15 protein-coding genes are annotated in these 13,983 nt (G+C 46.6%); 10 read left to right on the forward strand and 5 right to left on the reverse strand.

Going from position 1 to position 13,983, the window contains the following annotated elements; translation table 11 throughout:
• Positions 1 to 14: 14 nt before the first annotated feature.
• Positions 15 to 509 carry an SsrA-binding protein SmpB gene (gene smpB, locus LZP69_RS08470; RefSeq protein ID WP_234199834.1) on the reverse strand — a complete coding sequence of 165 codons (495 nt, stop codon included), beginning with the start codon at positions 507 to 509 and terminating at the stop codon, positions 15 to 17.
• Between the two features lie 196 nt (positions 510 to 705).
• On the opposite strand from smpB, the gene LZP69_RS08475 reads away from it, so the two are divergent.
• Positions 706 to 1,137 carry an SRPBCC family protein gene (locus LZP69_RS08475; RefSeq protein WP_234199835.1) on the forward strand — a complete coding sequence of 144 codons (432 nt, stop codon included), beginning with the start codon at positions 706 to 708 and terminating at the stop codon, positions 1,135 to 1,137.
• Between the two features lie 27 nt (positions 1,138 to 1,164).
• Positions 1,165 to 1,494, forward strand: coding sequence for an RnfH family protein (locus tag LZP69_RS08480; protein WP_234199836.1), 330 nt, complete (start codon positions 1,165 to 1,167; stop codon positions 1,492 to 1,494).
• Between the two features lie 173 nt (positions 1,495 to 1,667).
• Here LZP69_RS08480 and bamE read toward each other — a convergent pair whose 3' ends face one another.
• The gene (gene bamE, locus LZP69_RS08485; RefSeq protein ID WP_234199837.1) at positions 1,668 to 2,180 is read right to left on the reverse strand and encodes an outer membrane protein assembly factor BamE; all 513 of its coding nucleotides are present in this window, start codon (positions 2,178 to 2,180) and stop codon (positions 1,668 to 1,670) included.
• A 400-nt stretch (positions 2,181 to 2,580) separates the two neighbouring features.
• Between bamE and LZP69_RS08490 the strand changes: the two genes are divergently transcribed.
• The 5 genes from LZP69_RS08490 to aceA all read left to right on the forward strand — a co-directional run bounded on the left by LZP69_RS08490 (position 2,581) and on the right by aceA (position 9,580).
• Positions 2,581 to 3,381, forward strand: coding sequence for an SAM-dependent methyltransferase (locus LZP69_RS08490; RefSeq protein WP_234199838.1), 801 nt, complete (start codon positions 2,581 to 2,583; stop codon positions 3,379 to 3,381).
• Between the two features lie 61 nt (positions 3,382 to 3,442).
• Positions 3,443 to 3,658, forward strand: coding sequence for a hypothetical protein (locus LZP69_RS08495; protein WP_234199839.1), 216 nt, complete (start codon positions 3,443 to 3,445; stop codon positions 3,656 to 3,658).
• Positions 3,659 to 3,709: 51 nt separating this feature from the next.
• Complete coding sequence (locus tag LZP69_RS08500) at positions 3,710 to 5,449, forward strand: diguanylate cyclase (RefSeq protein WP_234199841.1); 1,740 nt, start codon at positions 3,710 to 3,712, stop codon at positions 5,447 to 5,449.
• Positions 5,450 to 6,527: 1,078 nt separating this feature from the next.
• Positions 6,528 to 8,147 carry a malate synthase A gene (gene aceB, locus LZP69_RS08505; RefSeq protein WP_442800674.1) on the forward strand — a complete coding sequence of 540 codons (1,620 nt, stop codon included), beginning with the start codon at positions 6,528 to 6,530 and terminating at the stop codon, positions 8,145 to 8,147.
• Positions 8,148 to 8,254: 107 nt separating this feature from the next.
• The gene (gene aceA / locus LZP69_RS08510) at positions 8,255 to 9,580 is read left to right on the forward strand and encodes an isocitrate lyase (protein ID WP_234199844.1); all 1,326 of its coding nucleotides are present in this window, start codon (positions 8,255 to 8,257) and stop codon (positions 9,578 to 9,580) included.
• A gap of 116 nt (positions 9,581 to 9,696) precedes the next feature.
• Here the strand turns inward: aceA and LZP69_RS08515 are convergent, their stop codons facing one another.
• From LZP69_RS08515 to LZP69_RS08525, 3 genes are all read right to left on the reverse strand, one after another.
• Positions 9,697 to 10,302 (reverse strand): nuclear transport factor 2 family protein, encoded by a 606-nt coding sequence (locus LZP69_RS08515; RefSeq protein WP_234199845.1) that lies wholly within the window; start codon positions 10,300 to 10,302, stop codon positions 9,697 to 9,699.
• Between the two features lie 577 nt (positions 10,303 to 10,879).
• Complete coding sequence (locus LZP69_RS08520) at positions 10,880 to 11,365, reverse strand: CopG family transcriptional regulator (RefSeq protein ID WP_234199846.1); 486 nt, start codon at positions 11,363 to 11,365, stop codon at positions 10,880 to 10,882.
• The gene (locus LZP69_RS08525) at positions 11,325 to 12,068 is read right to left on the reverse strand and encodes an AAA family ATPase (protein WP_234199847.1); all 744 of its coding nucleotides are present in this window, start codon (positions 12,066 to 12,068) and stop codon (positions 11,325 to 11,327) included. Before LZP69_RS08525 ends, LZP69_RS08520 begins: the two co-directional genes overlap by 41 nt.
• Positions 12,069 to 12,639: 571 nt before the next feature.
• Between LZP69_RS08525 and LZP69_RS08530 the strand changes: the two genes are divergently transcribed.
• The 3 genes from LZP69_RS08530 to LZP69_RS08540 all read left to right on the forward strand — a co-directional run bounded on the left by LZP69_RS08530 (position 12,640) and on the right by LZP69_RS08540 (position 13,922).
• Positions 12,640 to 12,864 (forward strand): DUF3820 family protein, encoded by a 225-nt coding sequence (locus LZP69_RS08530; protein WP_234199848.1) that lies wholly within the window; start codon positions 12,640 to 12,642, stop codon positions 12,862 to 12,864.
• Positions 12,865 to 12,980: 116 nt separating this feature from the next.
• Entirely contained in the window at positions 12,981 to 13,283 is a 303-nt protein-coding gene (locus LZP69_RS08535) for an NrfJ (protein ID WP_234199849.1), read from the forward strand.
• A 108-nt stretch (positions 13,284 to 13,391) separates the two neighbouring features.
• Complete coding sequence (locus LZP69_RS08540; RefSeq protein ID WP_234199850.1) at positions 13,392 to 13,922, forward strand: GNAT family N-acetyltransferase; 531 nt, start codon at positions 13,392 to 13,394, stop codon at positions 13,920 to 13,922.
• Positions 13,923 to 13,983: the final 61 nt, after the last annotated feature.

A 13,983-nucleotide genomic window follows, 5' to 3' on the forward strand; every position in this document is an offset into this window, starting at 1 on the left:
ATAAAACAGATGCTTTACTGTTTTACCGCATTTTTCATCGTACGGGATTTTTCAATCTTCCATTCGCGCTCTTTGGTGTCGTCGCGCTTGTCGTGCTCTTTCTTACCCTTACCTAGGCCGATCTCGATTTTTACCCAGGCGCCTTTGCGCCAGTACATTGAGATGGGCACGATAGAGTAGCCTTGGCGTTCGACCAAGCCTTCGAGCTTGTCGAGCTCCTTGCGGTTCAGCAGCAGCTTTCTATCGCGCATCGGGTCGCAGACCACGTGGGTTGATGCGGTATTGAGCGGCGTGATGGTGCAACCAAACAGGTAGGCTTCACCGCCCCGCAGGAATACGTAACTCTCCGATAGGTTAACTTTACCCATGCGGATCGATTTGACTTCCCATCCCATCAGGGATAATCCAGCTTCAAATTTCTCTTCGAATTTATAGTCGAAGTTAGCCCGTTTATTACGTGCGATAGTCGCTGGTGGGTTCTTTGATTTTTTTGCGTTTTTCTTTGCCATAGGCGGGCTATTATACGCGCGGTTATCCAATTTGGAATTGGCTTGCAGTAATATTTGTGTTTTTTGGTGGCTTTGAATGCGGGGTTGGCGTTTTTTTAACCTCTGTTGGCGGATTCACAGAGATGATCCTAATTTCAGGCCGTGTTAATATCACAGATTATTTTGTCTTTGTCCTTTGTTCCAGGTTAAGCGCTCTATGCCCAAGATATCCCGCAGTGTGTTAGTTCGTTTCAGTGCCATGCAGATGTATGAGCTGGTAAATGATGTGGAGTCATATAAGGAGTTTCTGCCAGGTTGTGTGGGCGGTAAAGTGCTTGAGTTTGACGGTAAGACTATGGTGGCCTCGGTAGATGTGTCCAAGGCGGGGATAAGCAAGACCTTTACTACGCGTAATCAGGTGGTGCCGGGCAAGCGAATTGCGCTGGCGCTGGAAAATGGCCCTTTTAATTATCTCCACGGCGAGTGGCTGTTTACCGAGCTGACAGAGGATGCTTGTAAGGTCAATTTCGAACTGGATTTTGAGTTTTCAAGTTCTCTTGTGGACTTAGCATTTGGTAAGGTGTTTAAAGATTTGATGTCCTCTATGGTGACGGCTTTTACCAGTCGGGCTAAAGTGATTTATCAATAATTTTCTGATGAAGGAAGTCGTATCCTCATGATAGAACAAGATAATTTTGCAGTTGAAGTCATCTATGCCTTGCCGCATCAGCAAAAGCGCATCACAGTAACGGTTGCGCCTGGAACCTCTTGTATCGAGGCGGTAAAACAGAGCGATATTTGCCGCTTTTTTCCTGAAATTGATTTAGAGACAGCTAAGCTTGGGATCTTCAGCCGTGCGGTTAAGCATGATGAGGTGCTGCAGCCGGGACAGAGGGTTGAAATTTACCGGCCTTTGATTGCCGATCCCAAAGATGTGCGCCGTAAGCGTGCCGAGAAGGCCAAAGAGGAAGGGCGTGCCAATAAGACCACAGGCGGCCGAGTATAGCGCGTCGCCCAAAACAGGTCTTAGCTCATGGCAAAAACTGCAGAAAAGAGCAGAGCAGATAACTGTAGTAAATAGAAAAGGCTGAAGCGGGTGCTTCAGCCTTTTGTTTTATCTATCCCATAGTGTGAGTACCACTAAGTAAATGCCACCAGGAGAATGCTAGCGAGTCTAACTTACTCTTTCGGCTCTTTCTGTTCACTTAAGGTTTCTGGCTTTTTCTCTTCGACTAGAGGCTTGGCATCCGGGCGAACTTCCGGGTTCAGTGGCACCAGATCCCCTTGGTCACTCTTAAGGCTGGAAAGCTCAGGCAGGCTGCTTTGATCCAGTGGGGTCGAGAATTCTGCCGACAGCTCATAGTCACCCTCTGCGCTGGTGAGTATGTCACCGTTAAAGCGCAGGACCAGTTCCTTATGGGTGATGCTGGCATCGCGGCCACTCTTGTAGTGGTAGACGTAGTACCAGGTGTTGTCGGCGAAACTGTCACGCAGTACAGGACGGCCTAAGATATATTCCACCTGCTCCTTGGTCATTTGTACGCGGAGCTTTTCAACCTGCTGATTTTCCATGTAGTTACCCTGCGGAATATCAGGCTTATAAATCAGCCAGTCAAACACGCTACAACCGCTGAGTGAAAGCGAAAGCGCTACAGCGCCGAATAGAGTAATGCTTTGTTTTTTTATGCTCATTGAATGCGCTACTTCCCTAAAAATCTGTCGGTCATGATACCCAAGCCATCAGTGTGTAACAAGCGCTATCGCGTTTTAATCTCTGCTTGTGTTAGCGATAGCATGGGTGTTTCAAGCAAGCTGTGGATGATGAATCGTTATTTTAATGTTCAGTGAGACAGGCAACTTGCCAAGAAGGTTCCTGCTTGCGGGAATAATCTGTGCATATTAAATAGGATTTGTGTGAAGTGGATTGCTTAAACAAAAAGTTAAACAAAAAAGAGAAACAAAAAGATAGGCAAAAAATTAAACAGCACAGATATCTTGTTTTCATCAATGGAAATTGTGCTAAGTTAAATGTAAAACATTTGTTTACATGGGTTTAAGTCGATAATGAACAATAAAAAAGTGGCGGACATTGATGGCAAATAGTGGGCGATTAGTTTGCGTGGGAACTGGGCTTACAGTAGCAGGGCAGATCAGCGTGATCAGTCGCAGTCATATCGAAAATGCCGAGGTGGTATTTGCCTTGGTGCCAGATGCTTTCGCGTTTAACTGGCTAAAAAAACTCAATGGCGATGTGCGATCCTTGCAGCCCTATTATGCTCAGGAGGGTGAGGTTAAAAATCGCCGTGAGTCCTATGAGCAGATGGTTGAGGCGATATTAACTGAGGTCAGGGCGAATAAACGGGTCGTCTGCGCCCTCTACGGGCATCCTGGCGTGTTTGCCTGTGTCGGCCATATTGCGATTAAACGGGCGAGGCAAGAGGGTTACCAAGCCCAGATGGAGCCAGGAATTTCGGCTGAGGCCTGTCTTTGGGCGGATTTAGGAATCGATCCTGGTCGCTCTGGCCATCAAAGTTTCGAAGCCAGCCAGTTTATGTTTTATGATCACACTCCCGATCCTTCGACGCACCTGCTGCTGTGGCAGATAGGCATAGCTGGCGAGCACACTTTAACCGAGTTCCACACCAATGCAGACAGATTGCAGATTTTAGTTGAGCACCTAAATCAATGGTATCCGTTGGAGCATGAGGTGATCTTATATGAGGCGGTCAATTTACCCGTGCAGTCCCCTAGGATTGAGACTATCTTATTGCGTGACTTACCCTTTGCACAATTGAATGCAATAACGACCCTGTTGATCCCGCCCGCTAAAATGATGGGAGTCAATCATAGGGTGCTGGCTAAGCTTGGTATAACAGAAGCGGATTTAGGTTAATAGATACCTATGAATTTAAGCAGTAAATTTTGATATAAGACTATGACAACAAGGAGAAAGTATGGCAAATTTAGGAGAGTTTTTTGAGAAGCTGGCAAGCGATGCGGCCCTGATGGAAGCTTATCAAGCGGATCCGCAAGCAGTAATGCAGGCCAATGGATTATCTGAAGAGGAGATCCAGGCTGTGCTAAGCGGTGACCAAGCTAAACTTAAACAGCTGTCTGGTGACACCAGCCAATATAAATCGTTTTTATTGATTGTCAGTCCAAAAGAGTAGTGCCTTATTTTGAGAGCAATTAATCAAGTTTTGTTGTTTTTGGCGATCACTGTGGGGAGCCTCTCCACAGTGTTTGCTGCTGAGGCCGAAAATTACACTCAACAACTTGATGAAATAACTCAGCTATTGCAAACCTCCCCTCAGGAAGCTTCAGATCGGATAGCTAAGCTGAAGCAAGAGCGCAAGCAGTTGACTCAGGATGAATATGCACGATTAGAGATGTTAAGTAGCATATTACATCTTTATGCCGGCGATTATGTTAGCGCACTGAATAACCTGGCTTATGCCGAGACCTTAACCAGTGATACCTCATTACTCAATTCGATAGCGCTTTACCAGGCCACTTCTAATATCGCGATAGGTGAGTACCAAAAGGCGCTGGATGTGGTCTCTAACAACCTGTCAACTATAGAGCTTTTGGATGGCGTAGAGGTTAAAGCCGATGCCTATTTACGGCTCACCAATATTTATCTCGAGCTAGAAGCTTATCAGGAAGTTGAACATTACGCCGAGGCCGCCCTTGAACTGAGCCGGAACGTTAATCCAAAGAATCAATGCTATGCCTTGCTGATGTTAGCGGCTGCTTCCCTTAATCTGGAGCAATATCAGCAGGCTTATAGTCGATTCACCGCAAGCCGTGACTTTTGCCTGCAGCAGCAGCTCCCGCTGATTGCCACCATGTCCGAGAAGGGGCTGGGGATGGTGAATCAAAAACTCGGTAATTATGCCCAAGCCGAGGAGCAGTTAAATAGCGCCTTAGCCGATTATCAGCCTTTTAATTTCCATGAAGAGATTAATAATATTCACGCTCTGTTAGCTGAGCTCTATTTCGCCTTGAAAGACTATCCGAAAGCGAAAGATTTTGCTAACCGGGTTATGAGCATTTCAGATATACAAAGTAATGTTAAACATAAGAAAATGGCTGTTTTTGTCCTATCTGAATTAGCCTATCTCGATGGAGATTATCAGCAGGCTTATGAGTATTTGAAAGCATTTGACCGTTATCGTGAACAGCTGTTGAATGAAACCAAAACGAAAGCTTACGCCTATCAGGTAGCTAAATTTGAAAACGCCGAAAAGAGTCGTGAAATCAAGATGCTCAACAAGGATAGAGCGTTATACAGTGCCCAGCAGAAGGTGATGGAGCTGGAGCGATATAATCAGAGTATGGCCTTGATGGCGCTGTTTGGCTGCTCTGTGGCGTTATTGATTTTTGGCCTGAGTATGTATTCACAAAAGCGCAAATATAAGCAGATCTCCCAGCTGGATCTCCTCACAGGTATTTATAATCGCGGCACAGGTCAAGATTTGGCGGAAAATCAGTTTGTTAATGTGCTGGCTCGCCAAGGGGAATACAGTGTCATCATGTTCGATCTTGACCATTTCAAGCTGATTAATGACACCTTGGGCCATAGCGCCGGCGATTGGGTACTAAAACGGGTGACAGATGCTGTGACTCCGCTGCTGGGGAGTCGCGACCTGTTTGTGCGAATGGGAGGAGAAGAATTCGCTATTTTTCTGCCTAACCAGGATAGTCGGGCTGCAATTGAGCTGGCGGAACGTTGCCGCTTGGCTATTAGCCAGATCAGCGGTAAGCCTCTATATGCCCAGTTAAGTGTCAGCGCTAGCTTCGGTGTTTGTAGCAATCAGGCTAGCGATCTGAGCCTGGATCCCTTGATGACGCGCAGCGATCTTGCCATGTACAGCGCCAAGCATAGTGGTCGAAACTGTGTTGTTGAATATCAGTCTCAGATGTCCAATACAGACCTTAAAGCAGTAGAAGCTAGCTAGTTTAGCTCCCCGCACCTCGCACCTCGCACCTCGCTCCTCGTTCCCCGTTCCCCGTTCCCCGCTCCTCGTTCCCCGTTCCTCGTTCCCCGTTCCTCGTTCCTCGTTCCCCGCACCTCGTTCCCCGTCTCCCGAACCTGCCGATACCTGCTTAGACTTTGCATTACAGCTGTTAGATTTGATCGCAAGTTTTGATCTTAAGCTTTGAGCCTATGGTTTGATCTTAAGGTTTAACGGCTAGGTCGTTTTAAAAAATTTTTAATATTTTTTTAGGTTTAACCAATATTTTTTTTGATGTTGATCTAGAAACACTATCTTAATTTGTCATGCTTGGTCATTACGCTTATGTGACTTTTACGTTAAGGTAACATTAAAACGGTCGTTTAAATTAACTTTTGATGAAGTTGTGTTTATCTATATGAATTAATTAGTTATTATTAACATTACTTGCAGGTTAACCTAAACGAGTCTCAGGCTGGGTTTGACTCTATTTCTCTTATTTGTGTGTAAAAGTAATGTTCCATTAAGTATTTTAATTACGTTATAAATTACTTGTTGATGTTCTTGGGTAAATTGTCAGACAACTTTCACACTCTCCATTCTTCTCTATTTTTTTATTTTAAATAATTCTTATTTATTATGCTCTTAATCTTTATTTTTGTTGTTGGTCTTACCAATTTATTTAAGCCTTAAATCACCTGGATTGTGTTTTCATGGCAAGGTGGAACTATTGCTAATGCAAACATTTGTCGGTAGGTTTCGTTGAAAACATACATTTGAATGTTTTTTGTACTTTCACTTTGTGATCTTTGCTCTCTTTGAGCCCTTTGCGTTGCTGTGAGTGATTTAGCCTGACTTGAACTGAGTCTTCAGTGATATCTATAAAGCGAGAAAGTAGAGCGAGAAAACGAATGTGGTGGGCTTCAATGGAAGAGGCTCACAAACCTAGTGGTTTTAGTCTTTGGATTATGTATTTGTGGATTAATTATCTGTGGATATAAGTATCTGTGAGATTAAACCTGTGTATAGACAGAGTGGCAATAACGTGCAGCCAATAACGTGGATCATTGGGGGTGAGATGATGGAACCTGTTCTGAATAGGTTAGAAACAGAAGACGCCATTCAAATAGTGGGGTCGACACAGAGCGGACAAGAGTCTGTGTTAAATGAGGGCGCACTGACACTACTGGAAGTGCTCTGCCGGGAATTTGGTAGCCAAGTGCCAGAACTGTTAGCCAAACGCCGCGCTAAGCAGCAACGGATTGAGTCTGGGCAGTTACCCGATTTTCTGCCTGAAACTCGGGCTATTCGTGAAGGCGAATGGCAAATTCGTGGCATTCCCCATGATCTGCAGGATAGACGGGTCGAGATCACTGGGCCCGTCGATCGCAAGATGATTATTAATGCCTTAAATGCCAACGTGAAGGTGTTTATGGCCGATTTTGAGGATTCACTGTCTCCAAGCTGGCAGAAAGTGATTGAAGGGCAGCTCAATCTGCGTGATGCGGTGCGAGGCGATATCCAATATACGGCGCCCGAGACGGGTAAGCATTATGCGCTCAATGACAATCCTGCGGTGCTGATTTGCCGAGTCCGAGGCTTACATCTGATTGAGAAGCATGTGGAGTTTAACGGTCAGGGGATTCCTGCGGCACTGTTCGATTTCTGCCTCTACTTTTACCACAACTACCGTCAGTTGCTGGCCAAGGGCAGCGGGCCTTATTTCTATATCCCTAAGCTTGAGAGCCATATCGAGGCGCGCTGGTGGGCCAAGGTGTTTGCCTTCGTGGAGGAGCGTTTCTGTTTGGCACCGGGCACAATCAAATGCACCTGCCTGATTGAGACCCTGCCGGCTGTGTTCGAGATGGAGGAGATCCTCTATGAACTGCGCTCAAACATTGTCGCGTTAAATTGTGGCCGCTGGGATTACATTTTCAGCTATATCAAGACATTAAAGAGCTATAGCGATCGGATTCTGCCCGACAGACAAGCCGTGACTATGGATAAGCCTTTCCTCAGTGCCTATTCGCGACTGCTGGTCAAGACCTGTCATAAGCGTGGTGCGTTGGCTATGGGGGGCATGGCGGCTTTTATTCCGGCAAAAGATCCTGAGCAGAATGCAGCAGTGCTTGCCAAGGTGCGCGGCGATAAGGAGCTGGAAGCGCGCAACGGTCACGATGGCACTTGGGTGGCTCATCCTGGGCTTGCCGATACCGCTATGGCCATCTTCAACGACTATATAGGCGAAGAGAATCAGAACCAGCTGCACATCACCCGGGATGTGGATGCGCCAATCCTTGCCAGCGAATTGCTCGCGCCCTGCGAGGGGGAGCGCACCGAAGCGGGTATGCGCCTCAATATCCGAATCGCGCTGCAATATATCGAAGCCTGGATCCAAGGCAATGGCTGTGTGCCCATCTATGGCTTGATGGAGGATGCGGCGACTGCTGAGATCTCCAGAACCTCAATCTGGCAGTGGATCCAGCATGAGCAGAAGCTTTCTAACGGCAAGCTGGTCACTAAAGAGCTATTCAGAGATATGTTGGCGGAGGAGCTGGCCAATGTGGAGAGTGAGGTGGGGAGCGAGCGCTTCACTCAGGGGCGATACACCCAGGCGGCGACTTTGCTTGAGGAGATCACCACCTCTGATGAATTGGTGGATTTCTTAACCTTGCCCGGCTATCAGCTGTTAATCCAATAAAGAAGTGATGTAAACAAACTCAATTTTTAACCTGTAACCCTGATTTAGCGCCTTTGAAATTATGTTGTATTGACTGGCACTGGATATCAACATAGATGGAGATGATTATGACTAAAGCAACTACACAAGGTACGCGTCAAGAGCAGATTGATGCGATTAAGAAAGATTGGGCAGAGAACCCGCGTTGGGCCGGTGTTCGTCGTCCCTATACGGCGGAAGATGTAGTGGCTTTACGTGGCTCATTTGTGCCAGAAAATACCATAGCCAAACGCGGCGCGGCTAAGCTCTGGTCATTAGTGAACGGTTCGGCCAAGAAAGGTTATGTCAACTCTCTGGGCGCACTCACCGGCGGTCAGGCGGTGCAGCAGGCCAAGGCGGGGATCGAGGCAATTTACCTCTCTGGCTGGCAGGTGGCGGCCGATGCCAACTTGGCTGGCACCATGTATCCGGATCAATCCCTCTATCCAGCTAACTCAGTGCCTGCGGTCGTGCAGCGGATCAACAACTCGTTTCGCCGCGCCGATCAGATCCAGTGGAGCAACAATCTAAACCCGGAAGATGAAGGCTATGTGGATTACTTCCTGCCCATTATTGCCGATGCCGAGGCGGGTTTTGGTGGCGTACTTAATGCCTATGAGCTGATGAAAAACATGATCGATGCCGGCGCTGCTGGGGTGCACTTTGAGGATCAGCTGGCTTCAGTGAAGAAGTGTGGTCACATGGGCGGTAAAGTATTGGTGCCTACCCAGGAAGCGGTGCAAAAGCTGGTATCGGCGCGTCTTGCGGCCGATGTCAGCGGCGTAGAGACCTTAGTGATTGCCCGCACCGATGCTAATGCGGCCGACTTGCTGACATCCGATTGTGATCCTTACGATCGTGACTTTATCAGCGGTGAGCGCACCTCAGAAGGCTTCTATCGTGTGAATGCCGGTATCGAGCAGGCTATCTCTCGCGGCTTGGCCTATGCCCCCTATGCAGATTTAATCTGGTGTGAAACCGCCAAGCCAGATCTCGAAGAGGCGCGCCGTTTCGCCGAGGCGATTCATGCTCAATATCCAGATCAGCTGCTGGCCTATAACTGTTCACCTTCCTTTAACTGGAAGAAGAATCTCGATGACGCCACCATTGCCAAGTTTCAGCAGGAGCTTTCGGACATGGGCTACAAGTACCAGTTCATCACCTTAGCTGGCATACACAACATGTGGTACAACATGTTCGATCTTGCCTATGACTATGCCCGTGGTGAAGGGATGAAACACTATGTTGAGAAAGTGCAGGAAGTGGAATTTGCCGCAGCGAAGAAAGGTTACACCTTCGTGGCACACCAGCAGGAAGTGGGGACGGGTTACTTCGATAAGGTAACCAATGTTATCCAGGGTGGGCAATCCTCTGTGACGGCATTAACCGGCTCGACAGAAGAGGAGCAGTTTTAAAGATTTATCAATTACCACCTAGCGGTGTTTCCCCGCACTGTGTTCCTACGCACAGTGCGGGGCTTTTGTTTTTAAAGCTAATTACTCTGGCTCTTATAAGTCATGATTCCACTTCGTTATTGTGCGGTATCTTTATTCTTGCGATGGGCCTCTATCAGCCGGGTGATGTTTTTAGCCAGATCATTTGGGATAGGAAAACTCAAGTGGTACTGGGCGATCTTCCAGCCATCCTTAGTTAGTATCAGGGTGCCTGTGCCACGGCTTAAGCCATAGGAAGTGCTGTCTAGCAGCTCGTCGAAAACAATCACATTTTCGTGGCGCACGGTTTTACGCTCTTTAAGGGTATAGTGCCAGCCCTTAGTCGGTCTGGCGTATTGCTCAAATTGCGCCATATTCCAATACTCTGTGGCGTCTGTGCCGATGAAAATGGCACTCTTGGTATAGAGACCAAAATACTTGTCCCAATCGGCGTTGGCTGCATAGAGATGAAGATTATTGAGCACCTGATTGGCCTGCTGCTCATCGCTTAAGGGCTTGTTTGGCGACTTGGCTGCTGTCGCTTCATTGACAGTCTCATTAGCTGCCTGGTTGGCCTTGGATGTCGCCTGTTGCTCAACTTGTTGTTCTGTCGCCTGAGTTGCAAAGGCACTGGTCGTTAACAGCAAGAAAGCACTGAGCTTGAATATGTCAGTTCTCTTAGGGGACGAAAAATAAAGTTTCATGGGTTTTCCTGTGCTGCTGTCGATTATTTGAGATTCGATTTTCATTTACTTTGCACTGCCGGGTGAGACGCTTAGCCTCAGCAAGCCGTTTATGATAATGCGTGATGATATTAAGTTAAAGCTTAGTCGCTTATCTGACATATTTCTTTTATCTATCAGGATTTTGGAAACTTAAGGTTATTGGAAAACGTAAGGTTATTGGAAAACGGTTGGGGATAAAAAAACTGGCAGCCAATGTTACTGATTAAATAACATTGCTGCCAGAAACGGGTTGGAGAAACGTTTGGACATAACGCCTTTTTTACCTGGGACAATCAGTGTCTTTTATCTGTTAAACGCAGATTGAATCGGCGGTTAACTTTGCAGACAGCTTTAGGGGCACGATTGACTTTGCGCTTTCGCGCTGCCCTAAACAACAATGGAGACTCAAACCGTTTTCGGTATCTCTTACCCTAAAAGTACAAACGTAAATTGAAGGGAGGATGAAAATCTATTTTCCCCCTAACTCCCTCAAAACAAATAGCTTGAGGGAATGAGGAGGGCGACATGGGTAAACCGGATGGCACGTTTAACGTGTCTAATCGACCCAGACAGCAGATTCCTTCTGCTTTCTTTCTGCTTCACTGAGCGAATAATGATGTTCGATCAGAAAGCGGATCAATTTCGATTTAGCAATATCACAACCACTGGCCAGCTCGGCAAGATGGCTGATGGCCGATTCACTTAAGGTAAAGGTTGCCTTGCGATAGGGCGAGTCACCTTTGGGGATCACTTTTCTTGGTTGAGACACAAAAGTGCTCTGTTCCATTGCACTAAGATTCAATGCGGTTTGCTCAAACGCACCGCAATCTTGTTTTGATCTCGATTCAAATAATCCATCGAATCCTGTTTCCAGCGCGATCACCTGAGCAAGTTGACGTGCCTGCTCAGGCTTACCAGCAGCATAGTGAGTGGCATCATCAATAAACTCTTCGATGAACTCATCTATCGACATCTGCACCTGCGCCGGTGCATTCATGGCTCTAGACTGCGTAGAGTTTTTCTTGAGGTCGGCCAGTCCCATAACTATTCCTCTGTTTGATCTGCTGTTTTTCGGCAAGACGATTACGGATCTCTGTGGCATTAGCCGCTTGCAGCATTTCACAAGCGATGGCACGGATCTCATCGGCGGCTTTTCCTTTGGTCTGAGTTTCCATCACAGACAGACCCGACTCTTCACTATCATCATAGATGTTACGGCTATAGGTGATAGCATCCAGCACATTGATATCGTAGGTCTTACACACCTCTTTGGCTTCGATAATGCGGTTGGCCTGATTGGGCAGACTCGGGCATTGAGTGATCACGAAAGATGCGCGCATCTTAGGGTTGATCATCATACAGGTGGCCACTATGTCATCCATGTGACTAACCGTTTTCAGGTCGCGGCGCTTAGGTCTGAGGGGCATCAATACATGGCTGGCAACAGACATGGTCGCACGCAGCGCCAAGTTATCTTGACCACCACAGTCGACTATGACGAAATCATAGTGTTGTTCCAGGCTGAGGAGATCGTTACGGATCTTGCCATAGAGCTGTACACAATTGATGCTGGCTAGACGGCCATTATTGTTGCGAGCCTGGATCCAGTCTGATGTGGTTCTCTGTGGATCGCAGTCCACCATAATGACAGATGCCCCACATTCAACAGTAAGAAATACAGCGATATTTTGAGCCAGACAGCTTTTACCGCTTCCGCCTTTTTCACCGCCAACTAATATGATCATTTGCTTTCCCTCGACTGTCAGTATTGCCGATCTGTAATAGGGCATTTTGCTGCCCCGGGTCTCCTTCCTCTAGGTTTGTCCCCTAATGGGAACAAGGCTGTAAAAGACCTGACGCTACACTGGACAAAATACCAATTAAAATCAAATGTAGGTGTTTGTTTTTGCTTGGTCAAGTGTATGAATTTTGACGTTTTTTTTGATTGTGACGCTTGTCATTTTATTGACGAAATTGCGTTTTTGGCAGAAAGTTGACACTCTGTTAAATCAGAGTTGCTTTCATTTTTTATCGGTGTTTATCAGTAGGTTATGTTTTGCTTCGCTTGTAGGGGCGACAATCGTGCAGTGAGTTAAATGGCATCATTTACTGTTTGGCTGAAATATTTATTCCTAATATGTTAAGTTTGTTGATTTAATAGAACTAATAAATCTAAAAACGCTTGTATCGATTATTTTGCTCTTAACTGATTTATTTTAGGCAGAATACCCTAGCTTGGGTATGATAGGCGGCAAGCGTTACGACTAACGCTATCAACTGAAAGCTATCAACTGAAAGCTATCAACAGGAAAAGCGATGGATGAGAAACTGTTATTCGATGCGGTGAATCAGGTAATGCCTTTTGGTAAATATGCCGGTAGAAAGTTACTTGAACTGCCCGAGCCTTATCTGGTTTGGTTTCACAGCAAAGGGTTTCCCGAAGGCAAACTGGGACAACAATTGGCATTGATGTATGAGATTAAGCTCAACGGACTCGAAGGAATGCTTAAGCCATTATTAGTTCCTAAAAAAACCGACTAATTTTTGCTAATGAGAGCTTGATCTAAAACTTTTACATTGTTAGGGAAAGAGTGAAGCTTTATTGTGCTGTGCATGCTTTAATGCGTGCGTAACGTTGAATTATTTGAGGAATCACCATGATAGCTAAATTTGTTCGTATGCTGGCCCTAGTTACTCTAACCCTAGGATTTTCAACAGCCTGGGCGGCGGGAACTGTGCATCAAGGTAAAGTGTTAGAGACGATGAATGCCGGCGGTTATACCTATGTGCAGATCCAGGAAGCCGATAAAACATTCTGGGCGGCGGGTCCTCAAATTGAGGTGACCAAGGGTGATACTGTGGTTGTTCAGGAGCAGATGTGGATGAACAATTTTACCAGCAAGAGCCTTAACCGCACTTTCGATGAACTGCTCTTTGTTGGTCGCATCGATAAGAAGTAATGCGTTAGTTTACAAGATGTTTTAGAATAGCGCCGATAAGCGATTATCGGCGCTATTTTTATTTGGCGAGTTTATATAACAACTTGTATTGGTTCGACATATTAAGGCATGTACCAGATCATCCCGTTTGAGTCCCGCTATGCCGCTCAGGTCAGTCGGCTCTATCATAATGCCGTGCATCATATTGATGATATGCACTATTCCCCTTTGCATCGTCATGCCTGGTCACAGGCGCCGCGCTCGACCTATCACTGGAATAAGCGATTAAGCAGGAGTAAGGCCTGGCTGATGCTGGATACCGAGCAGATGCTGCACGATCAATATCTGTGTATTGGCTTTATCAATATGGAAACCCACTTTTTTCGCCGCGGCTATATCGACAGTCTCTATGTGCTGCCTGGCTATCAGGGGAAGGGGATCGCGACCCGCCTTTATCAGGCGTTAGAGGCTTGGGTGCAAACCTCGACGCTTGAGCGACTGACGGTGGATGCCTCTAAACTTTCTAAAGATCTGTTTCTGGCACAAGGCTTTAAGTTGCATCACAACCGTTATCAGGAGAAGTGCGGCCAAGTGTTCCACATGTATTACCTGTCTAAGAGTTTTAGTGCCGCGCCGAAGGGCGATAACTCGGCTAACTAATTCAATTGAATCCACCTGATCACAACTCATTCAAAGAGCCACACAGCCAAGATATCAGCTG

It is taken from the genome of Shewanella sp. AS1, from assembly GCF_021412565.1.
Classification (GTDB): Bacteria; Pseudomonadota; Gammaproteobacteria; order Enterobacterales; family Shewanellaceae; genus Shewanella.